Annotated in this window: 13 protein-coding genes and 1 tRNA gene; 10 read left to right on the top strand and 4 right to left on the bottom strand. The window is 66.8% G+C overall.

Translation table 11 applies throughout. The features are described from left to right. The first annotated feature begins 5 nt into the window (after positions 1-5). Together EV645_RS41290 and pyk are read left to right on the top strand one after the other, a co-directional pair. Complete coding sequence (locus EV645_RS41290; protein WP_130450935.1) at positions 6-1,541, top strand: metallophosphoesterase family protein; 1,536 nt, start codon at positions 6-8, stop codon at positions 1,539-1,541. Between the two features lie 99 nt (positions 1,542-1,640). Continuing rightward, a complete protein-coding gene (gene pyk, locus EV645_RS41285) occupies positions 1,641-3,092 on the top strand; it encodes a pyruvate kinase (protein WP_130450725.1) in 1,452 nt (483 codons plus the stop codon). A gap of 488 nt (positions 3,093-3,580) precedes the next feature. Here pyk and EV645_RS41280 read toward each other — a convergent pair whose 3' ends face one another. After that, positions 3,581-4,330 carry a helix-turn-helix domain-containing protein gene (locus tag EV645_RS41280; protein WP_130450723.1) on the bottom strand — a complete coding sequence of 250 codons (750 nt, stop codon included), beginning with the start codon at positions 4,328-4,330 and terminating at the stop codon, positions 3,581-3,583. 36 nt (positions 4,331-4,366) lie between these two features. Beyond that, positions 4,367-4,440, bottom strand: a tRNA-Leu gene (locus EV645_RS41275). 92 nt (positions 4,441-4,532) lie between these two features. Between EV645_RS41275 and EV645_RS41270 the strand changes: the two genes are divergently transcribed. The 7 genes from EV645_RS41270 to EV645_RS41240 all read left to right on the top strand — a co-directional run bounded on the left by EV645_RS41270 (position 4,533) and on the right by EV645_RS41240 (position 12,016). Continuing rightward, positions 4,533-5,306: a transcriptional regulator gene (locus tag EV645_RS41270; protein WP_130450721.1), complete on the top strand. Its 774-nt coding sequence runs from the start codon at positions 4,533-4,535 to the stop codon at positions 5,304-5,306. A 10-nt stretch (positions 5,307-5,316) separates the two neighbouring features. Next, positions 5,317-5,907 carry an ANTAR domain-containing response regulator gene (locus EV645_RS41265; protein ID WP_130450719.1) on the top strand — a complete coding sequence of 197 codons (591 nt, stop codon included), beginning with the start codon at positions 5,317-5,319 and terminating at the stop codon, positions 5,905-5,907. A 192-nt stretch (positions 5,908-6,099) separates the two neighbouring features. Continuing rightward, entirely contained in the window at positions 6,100-7,329 is a 1,230-nt protein-coding gene (locus EV645_RS41260) for a branched-chain amino acid ABC transporter substrate-binding protein (RefSeq protein WP_130450933.1), read from the top strand. A gap of 85 nt (positions 7,330-7,414) precedes the next feature. Next, on the top strand, positions 7,415-8,731 hold the full coding sequence (locus EV645_RS43575) for a branched-chain amino acid ABC transporter permease (protein WP_130450717.1): 1,317 nt from the start codon (positions 7,415-7,417) through the stop codon (positions 8,729-8,731). Beyond that, entirely contained in the window at positions 8,728-10,440 is a 1,713-nt protein-coding gene (locus EV645_RS41250) for a branched-chain amino acid ABC transporter permease (RefSeq protein ID WP_130450715.1), read from the top strand. The genes EV645_RS43575 and EV645_RS41250 overlap by 4 nt, the downstream gene beginning before the upstream one ends. After that, positions 10,437-11,303, top strand: a complete 867-nt coding sequence (locus EV645_RS41245) for an ABC transporter ATP-binding protein (protein WP_130450713.1) — start codon at positions 10,437-10,439, stop codon at positions 11,301-11,303. The genes EV645_RS41250 and EV645_RS41245 overlap by 4 nt, the downstream gene beginning before the upstream one ends. Beyond that, entirely contained in the window at positions 11,300-12,016 is a 717-nt protein-coding gene (locus EV645_RS41240; protein WP_130450711.1) for an ABC transporter ATP-binding protein, read from the top strand. Before EV645_RS41245 ends, EV645_RS41240 begins: the two co-directional genes overlap by 4 nt. 18 nt (positions 12,017-12,034) lie before the next feature. Here the strand turns inward: EV645_RS41240 and EV645_RS41235 are convergent, their stop codons facing one another. Then, positions 12,035-12,775 (bottom strand): DUF554 domain-containing protein, encoded by a 741-nt coding sequence (locus EV645_RS41235; RefSeq protein WP_130450709.1) that lies wholly within the window; start codon positions 12,773-12,775, stop codon positions 12,035-12,037. A gap of 126 nt (positions 12,776-12,901) precedes the next feature. Between EV645_RS41235 and EV645_RS41230 the strand changes: the two genes are divergently transcribed. Next, positions 12,902-13,531 (top strand): GNAT family N-acetyltransferase, encoded by a 630-nt coding sequence (locus EV645_RS41230; protein ID WP_242000988.1) that lies wholly within the window; start codon positions 12,902-12,904, stop codon positions 13,529-13,531. Here the strand turns inward: EV645_RS41230 and EV645_RS41225 are convergent. Continuing rightward, positions 13,494-13,913, bottom strand: coding sequence for a hotdog fold thioesterase (locus EV645_RS41225; protein ID WP_242000987.1), 420 nt, complete (start codon positions 13,911-13,913; stop codon positions 13,494-13,496). The genes EV645_RS41230 and EV645_RS41225 overlap by 38 nt on opposite strands. Between the last annotated feature and the right edge of the window lie 43 nt (positions 13,914-13,956).

Below are 13,956 nucleotides of genomic sequence, written 5' to 3'. Positions count from 1 at the left end.
GGTTGGTGACAAGAGCGCGGCTCAGGGCGATGGCGCCGTGGGCCGCGCTCAGCTTGCTCTTTGCGGTGACGACGGTCGTGGTGGGTCTGCTCGGATTCGTGAACGACTCCGAGCGGGTCACGATCGGCGCGCACGCGGCCACGGTGTCGCCCACCTTCGACGGGTACGCGACGCTCGACCTCGGCGCCGTACTCCCGCGGTTGCGGATCCCGGCCGACACTCCGGGCAAGATCGGCGTCAACATCGACGTACAGGAGACCGACGCCGACAACCTCACGGAGCTGCTCACCCGCGACACGCTGATCGCGTCCCAGCCCGACGGTGAAATCGGGCAGATCAAGCAGGTCATCCAGCAGATGGCCGTCGACAACGCCGTCGCCGGAGCCGGTACCGGCCTGCTCGTGGTCGTCGTGGTCGCGACGCTCTGGACGGCCCTCGGCGTACGGCGCCGGCGCGAACTGTGGCACCTGGTCCACCGGCACGAACGCCGGTTCGAGCACCGCGCCATCGTCGTACTGGTCGCGATGCTGATCACGATCGCCTCGATCTACGGACCCGGGCGGATGCGGCCGGCCGAAGTACCGCCGACGCAGTGGCAGCCGTTGTTCAAGCTGCTGCCGGAGATGTCGTTCGACAACCGGCTGAAGAAGGTCGAGGTCGCGTCCGGGTTCTCGACCACCGGCGGCGTCGGGGTGATCCGGACGCTGGTCGAGACGTACCGGAAGTCCACCGAGCTGTACGGCCGGCTCAAGAACCGGGTCGCCGACGTCGCGCCGGAGATCCACCAGCCGAGCAAGGAGCAGAAGGTCGCGCTGCTGGTGTCGGACCGGCACGACAACATCGGCATCGACGGGTTCGCGTCCGAGGTCGCGAAGGCCGGCGGCGCCAAGCTGCTGATCGACGCCGGTGACGACACGTCGTCAGGGCAGAGCTGGGAAGCGTTCAGCATCAACTCGCTGCGGCAGCACTTCAAGGACTTCAAGGTGGTCGCGGTGGCCGGCAACCACGACGCCGGCGGGCACGTCGAGGAATTCATGCGCAAGGCCGGATTCACCGTGCTCGACAGCAAGCCCGTCGAGGTCGAGGGGATCCGGTTCCTCGGTGACAGCGACCCGACCAAGACCGGGCTCGGCAGCGCCGACACGCCGGGGGACGAGACGATCGAGCACCAGTCTCAGCGGCTCGCGGACGTCGCCTGCGACCAGCCGGAGGACAAGCGGATCTCGACGATGGTCGTCCACGATCCGTCCTCGTTCGCCGCCACTGCCGAGCGCGGGTGCGCGTCCCTGCTGCTGTCTGGTCATTTGCACCGGCAGGTCGGTCCCACGACCAGGGCGTTCGGCGAGCACGAGGTCACGACGTACACGAACGGGACGACCGGGGGAGCGGCGTACGCGTTCGCCCTCGGCTACACGCTGCGGAAGCCGGGTGAGGTCACCCTCATCACGTACCAGGACGGGCGGCCGGTCGGCCTGCAGACGGTCACCGCCCAACCCAGCGGAGATGTGACGGTCGGGGCCTACAACCCCTTGGGTTCTTGACGATTCAGGCGGTGCGGACGATCGCCATCAGGTGTTAACCGTCCAGTAAGGGGGGTGGACCAGCGGGCCAGGTGGTTTGCAGGAGTAGGGTTTTGTGACGTGCGTCGCGCAAAGATCGTTTGTACGCTCGGCCCGGCTACGGCCGCCCCGGAGCGCATCCTGGAACTCGTCCAAGCAGGTATGGACGTCGCAAGGCTCAACCTGAGTCACGGCGCCCATGCCGAGCATGAGCGCATCTACCAGCGGATCCGCACCGCAGCGGCGGAGACCGGCAGCAACGTCGGCATCCTGGTCGACCTGCAGGGCCCGAAGATCCGGCTGGCCGAGTTCGCCGAGGGCAAGGCAACGCTGACCTACGGCGAGCGCTTCACGATCACCACCCGGGAGGTGCCGGGCGATCAGACCATCTGCGGGACGACGTACGAGGGCCTGCCGGGTGACGTCCGCCCGGGCGATCAGTTGCTGATCGACGACGGCCGGATCGCACTGGTCGCCGAGGAGGTGACCGAGACCGACGTGGTCTGCCGGGTCACCGTCGGCGGGCCGGTGTCGAACCACAAGGGCATCAACCTGCCCGGTGTCGCTGTCAGCGTGCCGGCGATGTCCGAGAAGGACGTCGAGGACCTCCGCTGGGCGCTGCACCTGCCGGCCGACATGATCGCGCTGTCGTTCGTGCGGGACGCGGCCGACATCCAGCTCGTGCACAAGATCATGGACGAGGAGGGGCTGCGGCTCCCGGTCGTCGCCAAGATCGAGAAGCCGCAGGCGGTCGCCAACCTGGACGAGATCATCGAGGCCTTCGACGGGTTCATGGTGGCCCGCGGCGACCTCGGTGTGGAGCTCCCGCTCGAGGAGGTCCCGCTGGTCCAGAAGCTGATCATCGACCAGGCCCGGCTGAACGCGAAGCCGGTCATCGTCGCCACCCAGATGCTCGAGTCGATGATCTCCGCGCCGCGTCCGACGCGCGCGGAGGCGTCCGACGTCGCGAACGCCGTACTCGACGGTGCGGACGCGGTCATGCTGTCCGGTGAGACCAGCGTCGGCCGGTTCCCGATCGAGACCGTCAGGACGATGGCGCGGATCGTGGAGTCCACCGAGGAGCACGGCCTCAGCCGTGTCCAGGCGATCGAGTGGGAGCCGAAGACCAAGGGGGGCGTGATCGCCCGGGCGGCCGCGGACGTGGCGGAGCGGCTGGACGCGAAGTACCTGATCGCGTTCACGCAGTCCGGCGACACCGCGCTGCGGCTGGCGCGCTACCGCACCGAAGTACCGCTGCTCGCCTTCACTCCCGTCCCGTCGGTCAGCTCCTGGCTGAGCGTCGTGTGGGGCATCGAGACGTACATCGTCCCGACCGTCGAACACACCGACGAAATGGTCCGCCAGGTAGACCAGCGCCTGCTGGAACTCGGCAAACTCAAGAAGGGCGACCTGGTCGTCATCGTCGCCGGCTCCCCGCCGAGCATCCCCGGCTCCACCAACGCCCTCCGGGTCCACCGCATGGGTGACGCCATCGAAGGCATAGCCCCCGCCTACCGCAGCCAGAACCCGTAACAACAGCTTGCACAGAGCCGGGCAGCCAACCAACTGCCCGGCTCACCCATGCAGAACAACAACAAGACAAAGACCTATGAGATGTAGCTGGCCCGGGCGACCGGCCGCCGGCTCGCTGGCGCTCATGCAGGGGAAGAGCAAGAGCAAAGACAGACATCTGAGACGTGGTCGGCCCGAGCGGACGCCAGCGGCTCGCAGGGCTCGTGCAGAGCAAGAGCAAGAGATCTGAGAAGTGACTGGCTCGGGTGGCGGCCGGCGGCCCGGTGAGGCTCGTGCAGGAACAGAACAAGAACGAAGAACTGAGATTTGCGAAGTGGCCGGCTCGAGTGGACGGCCGGTGGCTTGTAGGGCTCGTGCAGGGCAAGAGCGAGAGGATGTGGGTTGTGGCTGGCCTGGGTGGACAGCTGGCGGCCTGGTGAGCTAAGAACTGGGCTTGGGGGACTGGTCGCGTTCGGCTAACGGACGACCGGTGGGCGTGGTGGCTCTGGTTACGACTTCGGGCCGATGAAGGTGTCCAGGCGGGTGACTGCTTCTTGGCGGGCGACGGATAGGGCGTTGGGGCGGGGCATGCGCCAGGGGATGGCTAGTCGGACTAGGGACTGCTGGCAGAGGTGCTTGATGTCGAGGGACTCGTTGGAGAACATGTAGCGGGGGTAGTCGTAGCGCTTGGTCTCGCCGCGGACTGTGCGGGTGGCCCAGTTTGCGACTCGGCAGCCGTCAGAGTTGAAGAGGCCGCGGAGGAAGAGTTCGGGGTACTCGGCAACGATCTCCTGCTGCCAGGGGGCCAGTTCGATCTTGCGTCGGTGTTTGGGGCCGGCGCCGTGCTGGGGGAACAGGCAGGGCCAGTGCTTCCAGTACGACAGGACGGCGGTGTAGCCGACCGCTTGGACGCGATGAACCGGACGAGACGGGTGGACGTCAGCTATCGCGGAGGCTGCTTCGTCGATGAGTCTTGGGTAGGCGTCGTCGCAGGCGATTCGTAAGGCGTAGACGTCGCGCCGGTGCTTCGACAGACACCCGTCCCCGAGATAAAGCCCGAGCAAGTGCGCGTACGACGCACCCGGCAGCTTCCCGTTCGTGCAACGAGGACAGTCACTCGGGTACGACGCACGACCCTCACGGTCACGCCAATCACGGAGCGTAGCTCGACTCACGCCGAGCCGCTTGCTGATCGAGTTAAGGCTCTCGCCGGCGGCTATGGCTGCGAGGGCGATCGACCGCGTCTCCCCGTCGTACATGAGAGAAGGATCGCGGCCCCCGCCGACAGATTTCTGTGCCCTGGGTGGGACTCGAACCCACACTGTACGGGTTTTGAATCCGCATTCTCTGCCAATTGGAATACCAGGGCGTGTGACCAGACAGATGCTAGCGCATCGCCGGGAGCCGTCTCGCATCGACACGTAGGCCCGAAACTGTCCGTGCCGTCACGGAGCATTGGGTATGGCTCACATCAGGTCGCAGGAGACGGTGGACTCGGCGTTGCGGATGTCGGATGCCGGCTTCAGCGATCGAGCGAATGCCACCTACCACGGCGTTGCGATCAAGACGATCCGGCGGTGGCGTCGGTTGTATCAGCGGCGTGGGTTGCCGCGGGGGACTGGCTTTCAGGGGACCCCATGTCCGCGGTGTGATGGGGCTGAGCTGGATGAGGCAGCCTATGCATTGCTGCTGGGGTGGTATCTGGGGGACGGATCGATCGCCAGGGCGCGGCGTGGCGTTTTCACGTTGCAGATCATCAATGACGCGAGGTACGTCGAGCTCAACCAGGAGATCGCCGACACGATCAAGCGGGTCAAGCCGACGGCGAGTCCGTGCATGCGAGGCGGTCACGGCGCGATCCGGACGGAGGCGCGGTGGAAGCATTGGCCGTGTTTGTTTCCGCAGCATGGGGCTGGGCGGAAGCATTTGCGGAAGATCGAGCTTGAGGCCTGGCAGGTGGAGATAGTTGCCAAGTACCCCGAACGGCTGTTGCGGGGGCTGTTCCACTCGGACGGGTGCCGGTTTGTGAACTGGGCGAGTAAGCCGGCGACCGGGAAGCGGTACTACTACGTGCGCTACATGTTCTCGAACGAGTCGGACGACATTCGGAAGATTCTCACCGATGCACTGGATCTGCTCGGGATCGCCTGGCGGCGGCCGAGGCGGAACGCGATCGCGGTCAGTCGGAAAGAGGCGGTTGCTGTGTTGGACGGGTTCGTGGGGGCGAAGGGGTGAGGTCGCTAAGGTGTCGGGTGTGACTGCTAAGCGTGTGGTGATCGCTGAGGACGAGGCTCTGATCCGGATGGATCTGGCTGAGATGCTCGCGGAAGAGGGGTATGACGTCGTCGGGCAGGCGGGCGACGGGGAAGAGGCGATCCGGCTGGCGGAGGAGCAGCGGCCGGATCTGGTGATTCTCGATGTGAAGATGCCCAAGCTGGACGGGTTGAGCGCGGCGGAGAAGATCGCGGGGGAGCGGATCGCGCCGGTGCTGATGCTGACCGCGTTCTCGCAGCGGGAGCTGGTCGAGCGGGCCCGGGACGCCGGCGCGATGGCGTACCTGGTGAAACCGTTCTCCAAGGCCGACCTGCTGCCCGCGATCGAGATCGCCGCGTCCCGGTACGTCGAGCTCGCCGAGCTGGAGCGGGAGGTCGCGGACCTGGCCGAGCGGCTGGAGACGCGCAAGCTGGTCGACCGGGCCAAGTCGATCCTGCAGACCAAGTTCGGGCTGTCCGAGCCGGACTCGTTCCGGTGGATCCAGAAAACCGCAATGGACAAAAGAGTTTCGATGCGGCAGGTCGCGCAGTTGGTCGTTGACGAGGCTGGCAGTAGCGACTGACTCACTCTCCGCTCACCGCCCTGAGCGTTGGTACAGCAATCATTCGAACCCATGCTGCTTACCGCTGTAACGACCTCACAACACACGCTCTGTCACATCGCCTGAAGAGCCACCCGAGGTCTAACCTGCGGATGCTCGCGGCAAACGCGGGAGTCCGGGGTTTTGCCGGACTATCCAGACATGGGAGGAACAGTGCACCAGCGTTCCGTAGTAAGGGTCGGCGCGTCGCTGATCGTAGCGTCGTTGGCCCTGACTGCCTGCGGCTCACGCAGTGGCAACGACTCCGGGGGGAGCTCCGGGGGCTCGACGAAGACTGCCAAGATCGGCGTCATCGCGCCGCTGTCCGGAGACTTGTCGGCCCTGGGTCTGGGTATCCAGCACTCCGTCGAGCTGGCCGTGAAGCAGGCCAACGACTCCAACGCGATCCCGGGCTGGAAGCTCGAGGTCGTGCCGAAGGACGATGAGGCGAAGCCGGACCCGGGTAAGAACGCGGCCACCGCGCTTGCCGGTGACAAGGACGTGGTCGGCGTCGTCGGCACGCTGAACACCAGCGTCAGCCAGCAGGTCCAGCCGGTTCTCGCCTCGGCGAAGATCGTCCAGGTCTCGCCGGCCAACACCGGCCCGGGCCTGACCCAGGGTGCCAACTGGCAGACCGACCCGAAGCGGCCGTACGCGACGTACTTCCGCACCTGCACCACCGACGCGGTGCAGGGTCCGTTCGCGGCCCGGTACCTGTACGAGACGGCGAAGATCACCAAGGTCGCCACGATCCACGACAAGAAGGCGTACGGCCAGGGTCTGGTCGGCACCTTCACCGAGGAGTTCAAGAAGCTGGGTGGTCAGGTCGTCGCGGCCCAGACCATCAACCCGGACGACTCGAACTACCAGGCCGTGATCTCGTCGATCAAGCCGTCCGGCCCGCAGGCGGTCTACTACGGTGGTGAGTACCCGCAGGCCGGTCCGCTCTCGCAGCAGATGAAGGCCGCCGGTCTGAACGTCCCGCTGATGGGCGGCGACGGCATCTACGACCCGAAGTACATCACCCTGGCCGGTAAGACCAGCGACAACGACCTGGCCACCTCGGTCGGCGCGCCGGTCGACACGTTGGAGTCGGCGAAGAAGTTCGTCTCCGACTACAACGCGGCGGGCTACAAGGACCCGTACGCGGCGTACGGCGGCTACTCCTTCGACGCGGCCAACGCGATCATCGCGGCGCTGAAGACCTCGCTGAAGGACGCCAATGACGTCGAGTCCGCGCGTCAGGCGACGGTCGACGCGATGAGCAAGGTCTCGTTCGACGGCGTGACCGGCAAGGTCTCCTTCGACCAGTACGGCGACACCACCTCGAAGGTGCTCACCGTCTACAAGGTTGCCGGCGGCAAGTGGACCACCGTCGAGACCAAGGCGTTCGAAGACAAGTAAGCAAAGTCGACCCTCATGTCTCGGGGGTGGGAGCGATCCTCCCACCCCCGTGGCGTGTCATAACTGAGGCAGATGGGAGGTCGACGTGGACCAGTTCTTCCAGCAGCTCGTCAACGGGCTGACCTTGGGCTCGCTGTACGCCTTGATCGCGGTGGGTTACACCGTCGTCTACGGCATCGTGCAGCTCATCAACTTCGCCCACGGCGAGGTCTTCATGATCGGCGCGTTCGGCGCACTGACGACGTACCTGTTGTTCTTCGACGGCAAGACCAGCGTGTGGATCCTGCCGATCATGATCATCGGTGCCATCCTCGCCTCGGTCGGCACGGCCGTGGCGATGGAACGTATCGCGTACCGTCCCCTGCGGAACGCGCCACGACTCGCACCGCTGATCACCGCGATCGGCATCTCGGTCTTCCTGCAGGAGTTCGTCCGGCTGTTCTACGAGCGCCCGGGCTGGACGTTGTTCGCCTTCGCCTTCGCGGCGCTGGGCGTCGGTTACTACGTCGGCGCGCGAGTGGCGAAGGCCGAGCTGAACCACCCGGTGAGCAAGTGGTACGACCGTGCCGCGCTGATCGGCGCCGTGGTCGGCGCCGTCGCCGTCTGGGTCGTGGTGCGGCAGGTCGACAGCGACCTGACCGCTGTGATGGTGGCGCTCGTCATCGTCGTCGGCGCGGTCGTCGGTACGGCGATCGGCTGGCTGGCCGGTCTCGTGGTACGCCGGAGGGCGCGCACGGAGATCAAGATCCAGGCGATCGCCGCGGCTGCGGCCGCTGCGGCCGTGGCCGCGGTGGTGGGCTGGGTGCTCTTCGAGAAGCTCATCAGCAGCATCACCTGGCCGAGCGCCAAGCAGCGCATCCCGTTCCCGCAGATCGATGTGGTGACCGGGACCGCGTTCGATGTCGGCGGTGTGACGATCCAGCGGTCCGCGATCTTCACCATGGCCGCGCTGGCGATCTGTGCCGCCCTGCTGTGGTTCTTCATCAACCGGACCCGGCTCGGACGTGGCATGCAGGCGGTGTCGCAGGACCCGGACACCGCCCGGCTGATGGGTATCAACGTCGACCGGATCATCGTGGTCGCGTTCGCGCTCGGCGCCGTACTCGCGGCCATCGCGGGTGTCTCGCAGGGACTGCAGAACAACAACATCGACTTCCGGATGGGCTTCCTGGCCGGTCTGAAGGCGTTCACCGCCGCCGTTCTGGGTGGTATCGGCAACGTCTACGGCGCTGTCGTCGGCGGTCTGGTGCTCGGTGTCATCGAGGCGATGGCGACGCAGTACATCCCGGGCCAGTTCGGTGGTAGCACCTGGAAGGACGTCTGGGCCTTCGTGATCCTGATTCTGGTACTGGTGTTCAGGCCGCAGGGCCTGCTCGGCGCGAGGGTGGTGGACCGGGCATGACCGGTGTGAAGACGCCTCCGGCGGAGCCGGGGACCGCGGCCGAGCCGGAAGCCAAGCCGCTGGCCTGGCCGCTCGGTCTGGCCGGGGTGGTGCTCGTGATCGTCGGCTCGTTCCTGTCCTGGAGCTACGACGGCTCGATCCTGGGTGATCTGTCGATCAACTTCTATCCCGGCGGCCTGCAGATCCTGGCGATCATTCTTGCCGTGGTCGCGCTGGTCCTGCTGCTGGCCGAGAAGGGTCCGCTGACCAAGCTGGGCGCGTGGCTCGACGCCACCGCCGGTCTGCGGGCACTGGGCGTGACTCTCACCCTGTACATGGTGCTGGTCGTGATCGCGATCACGGCCGACTCCGACGGCCTGATCAACGTGAACCCCGGTGCTTACGTCTCGCTCGTCGGCGCCGTGCTGATCCTGGTCAGCGCCTGGATGCTGCCGTTGCGGCACTTGCGGGACATGAGCGAAGCGCGACTGCCGGCCTGGTTCGAGATCCTCGCGATCGCGGTCCTGATGGCCGCGGTGCTGTTCGTCGCGGCGTACGCGCTCGGCCTGGAGGACGCCTGGTCGTTCATCCTCTGCCTGGTCTTCCTCGCGGCACTCGTGACCGTACTGTTCCGGACCGGGTCGCTGACCTGGATCGGCCACGTCAGCCAGCGCAACCGCAAGGTGCTCACGCTGTCGGCGTTCCTGGTGGCGTTCCTGTTCCCGTTCACCCAGGGCGGGTCGGACGCGAACATGTCGATCGCCACCCAGGTGCTGGTCTTCGCGGCGACCGCGATGGGCCTGAACATCGTGGTCGGTCTGGCCGGCCTGCTGGACCTCGGGTACATCGCGTTCCTCGGGTCCGGTGCGTACGTCGCCGCCACCATGTCGACGTCGGCGTTCGCCACCGTCGGGTGGAAGCCGCCGTTCCTGGTCGTCATGCTGATCGGTGCCGGCGTCGCGGCGACCCTGGGTCTGATCATCGGTACGCCGACCCTGCGGGTCTCAGGTGACTACCTGGCCATCGTGACGCTGGGCTTCGGTGAGATCTTCCGGTTCTCGATGTTCAACCTGGACGGCAACAACGGCCCGAACCTGACCAACGGCCCGAACGGTGTCCCCGGCATCCCGGACCTGGAGATCGGCGGCTTCAACTTCGGTGAGGTGCACACGGTCGCCGGGATCGAGCTCGGCCGGTTCTCGAACTACTACTTCCTGCTGCTGGTCCTGACCGCGTTCGTCATCCTGGTCTTCTCCCGGCTGAACAACAGCCGGATCGGCCGTGGCTGGGTGGCGATCCGCGAGGACGAGAAGGCGGCCGAGGCAATGGGCGTGAACACGTTCGGGCTGAAGCTGCTCGCGTTCGCGGTCGGTGCCTTCCTGGCTGGTCTGGCGGGCACCATCAAGGCCCACCAGGACGGCGCGGTCAGCCCGGACCAGTACATCTTCCTGGAGTCGGCGTTCCTGCTGGCCGCGATCGTGCTCGGCGGTATGGGCACCATCGCCGGTGTGTTGCTGGGTGCAACGATCCTGAAGCTGCTGCCGGAGAAGCTGCGGTTCTTCTCGGAGTACCGGCTGCTGCTGTTCGGCCTGCTGCTGGTGCTGATGATGCGGTTCCGGCCCGAGGGTCTGGTCGCGAACAGACGCCGCCAGCTGGAGTTCCACGAAGAGGACGAGCAGCTGGCCGTCGAGATCGACGATGAGCATCTACTGGTGGAGGAGGCGAAATGACCGTCACCGAAACGAACCCGGCTCCGGCGCGAGCACCTGGCGCCGCGGTGCTGGAGGCCACTGGCGTGACCATGCGGTTCGGTGGTCTGCTCGCGGTCAACGACGTCAACCTGACCGTCCGGGAAGGCGAGATCGTCGGCCTGATCGGCCCGAACGGGGCCGGCAAGACGACCTTCTTCAACTGCCTCACCGGCCTCTACAAGCCGACCAGCGGCCAGGTCAGGTTCTCCGGTACGCCGCTGCCGCCCAAGCCACGGGCGGTCGTCAAGGCCGGGATGGCGCGGACGTTCCAGAACATCCGCCTGTTCGCCAACATGACCGCGCTCGAGAACGTGATGGTCGGCCGGTACTGCCGGACCAGCTCGGGCGCGCTCACGTCGGTCCTGCGGGGGCCGAAGTTCCGCCGCGAGGAGGCTGCCACCACGGCGCGCGCCCAGGAGCTCCTGGAGTTCGTGGGCCTTGGCAAGTCGACCGAGCACCTCGCCCGGAACATGCCGTACGGCGACCAGCGCCGGCTCGAGATCGCGCGGGCGCTGGCCACCGACCCGAAGCTCATCCTGCTGGACGAGCCGACGGCCGGTATGAACCCGCTGGAGACCCGGCAGGCCAGTGACCTGATCTTCAAGATCCGGGACTCGGGGCTGTCGGTCGTGGTGATCGAGCACGACATGCGGTTCATCTTCAACCTCTGCGACCGGGTGCTCTGCCTGGTCCGCGGCGAGGCCCTGATCGAGGGCACGCCGCACGAGGTGCAGTCCGACCCGCGGGTGATCGAGGCCTACATCGGCACCGGCGAGGAGGACGACGAGGAAGAGGTGGAGCGCCTCCAGGACGCCCCCGCCGAAGGGGAGGAGACCCCATGAGCGCGATGCTCGAGGTCCGTGACCTGGAAGTTGCCTACGGCAAGATCGTTGCGGTGAAGAAGATCAGCTTCAGTGTGGAGCAGGGGCAGGTGGTGTCGCTGATCGGCACCAACGGCGCAGGCAAGACCACCACGCTGCGGACGATCTCGGGGCTGCTCCGGCCGACGTCGGGCGAGGTCCTGTTCCAGGGTGAGCGGATCGAGCAGGTGGCCGCTCACGACATCGTGGCGCGTGGGCTGGCGCACTCGCCGGAAGGCCGGCGGATCTTCCCCCGGCTGTCGGTCGAGGAGAACCTGATGCTCGGCGCGTTCGCCCGCAAGGACCCCTCGGGTGTGCGGACCGATCTGGACGCGGCGTACGAGCTGTTCCCGATCCTGGGGGAGCGGCGCAAGCAGCCGGCCGGCACGTTCTCCGGCGGTGAGCAGCAGATGCTGGCGATGGGCCGGGCGATGATGAGCCGGCCGAAGCTGCTGATGCTGGACGAGCCGTCGATGGGTCTGTCGCCGATCATGATGAAGCGGATCATGTCCACGGTGACCGAGCTGCAGCGGCAGGGTACGACGATCCTGCTGGTCGAGCAGAACGCGCAGGCCGCGCTGAAGCGGGCCGACTACGGCTACGTGCTCGAGGTCGGGAAGATCGTGCTGTCGGGTTCCGGCAGCGACCTGCTCGTGAACGACTCGGTCCGCAAGGCCTATCTGGGCGAGGACTGAGAGTTCGTCGCTGCTGGTTCAGTTGCGGATGACAACGATCAACTGAACCAGCAGCGGCGCGACGATCAACGCCGGTAGCAGGTCGGCGACCGCAACCTGCTTCAGCTTCAGCAACCTGAGCGCCACGCCGATCAGCATCACGCCGCCGGTAGCGCCGAGTGCGGTCACATGCGCGTCAGGCAGTACGTCGCCGAGCAGCGCGCCGACAGCCGTCATCGATCCCTGGACGACGAGTACGACGAGAGCCGACGCGGCGACGCCCCAGCCGAAGGATGCGGCGAAGGCGATCGAGGTGAAGCCGTCGAGAACCGCCTTCAGGTACAGCTGATCCGCGCCGCGCCCCAGCCCGTCGGACAGCGATCCGAGGAACGTCAGCGGGCCGACGCAGAACACCATCGACGCGGATACGAAGCCTTCGACGAACTTCCCTTCGCCCTCGCCGCGGTCGAACCGGCGCTGCATCCAGGCGCCGAAACCTTCCAGCCGTTCCTCGATGTGCAGCAGTGAGCCGATGATCCCGCCGATCAGCATCGCGCCCAGCACGATCAGCACCGGGGCGCTGTCACCGACCGCGTCGCTGAGCGCCTTGTCGCCGACGGTGAGTGCCGAGGAGATCGCGATCAGCAGCGTGACCAGGCCGATCGCGTCGGTGACCAGGTCCCTGGTTCGGTGACTGAGCCGGTGTCCGACGAGTACGCCGAGTACCGATCCGACGAGCACCGTCGCGACGTTCACGACGGTCCCGATTCCGATGAACAAACTGGTCCCTCCGACAGCTCTGGTCAGCTTTGCATGTGACCCCCGAGGGCCTACTGTTGCGCGAGGACGAGCGTATCGGCCCGTCCGTTCACCTCGGGGGTGGACCGGACCCAGGAGGTCGCTGTGGTGGCAGCCATCGAGGTGAGGGACGCACGCGTGGGTGACGCCGGCGCCCTGGTCGCGTTGTGGCGTGAGCTGACCACCGCCGGGCTGCCGTCCAGGTTGCCCGCGCCGCCGTCGACGGCCGCCGCCGAGGTTGCCGTCAGCAAGCATCTGGACGATCCGCTCGGCCGCCTGCTCGTGGTCGAGCTGGACGGCGACATCCACGGCATGGCCTACCTGCGTCGTACGGCGGTAAGCCCGCTGCACGAGGACACCACCGTCACGGTCGAGTACCTGCATGTCAGCGACTCCGCCCGCCGGCACGGTCTCGGCAAGGCCCTGATCGCGGAAGCGGTCACCTGGGCCGAGCACGAGAGCTGCGCCCACCTGGCCGTCGTCGCGCCCGCGATCGCCCGCGAGGCAAACCGGTTCCTGGCCCGCCTCGGTCTCGGACAGGCCGGCGTACTGCGGTTCGCGAACACGCACACGGTCCGTCGCCGGCTCGCCGCCGAGCACGCGCCGAACCTGCTGGCCCTGCTCTCGTCCCGCCGCTCCGCCTTCGCCCGCCGCGCCCAGCTCGGCGGCTCGGTCGGCGGCAACGTCGGCGGCACGGTGGTCAGCTCCCCGGCGGAGCCTGAATCAGCTGGCAAGTGATCCGCGCGGTGCAGACCCGCTTGTCCCGCTCGTCGGTGACGATCACTTCGTACGACGTCGTCGTACGGCCGAGGTAGATCGGGGTCGCGACGCCCTTGACCACTCCCTCGCGGACCGCGCGGTGGTGGGTCGCGTTGATGTCGACACCGACCGCGACCTTCCCGTACGTCGCCGCGTGCAGCGCGGAGCCGATCGAGCCGAGGCTCTCGGCCAGCACGCAGGACGCGCCGCCGTGGAGCAGACCGTACGGCTGGGTGTTGCCCTTGACGGGCATCGTTGCGACCACCAATTCGGGGGACGCTTCGCTGACAACGATTCCCATCAGCTGGAGGAGCGTGCCCTCCATGCCCATACCCGGGCCGAGGTTCGTTTCATCTGTCACGGAAGCAGTGTGTCAGAACTGTCCACGGGACCCACTAGAGTCT

The sequence above is a fragment of the Kribbella rubisoli genome (genome assembly GCF_004217145.1).
Taxonomy (GTDB): Bacteria; Actinomycetota; Actinomycetes; order Propionibacteriales; family Kribbellaceae; genus Kribbella; species Kribbella rubisoli.
The sequence above is the reverse complement of the archived record's forward strand: the minus strand, read 5'-3'. Positions and strand labels throughout refer to the sequence as shown.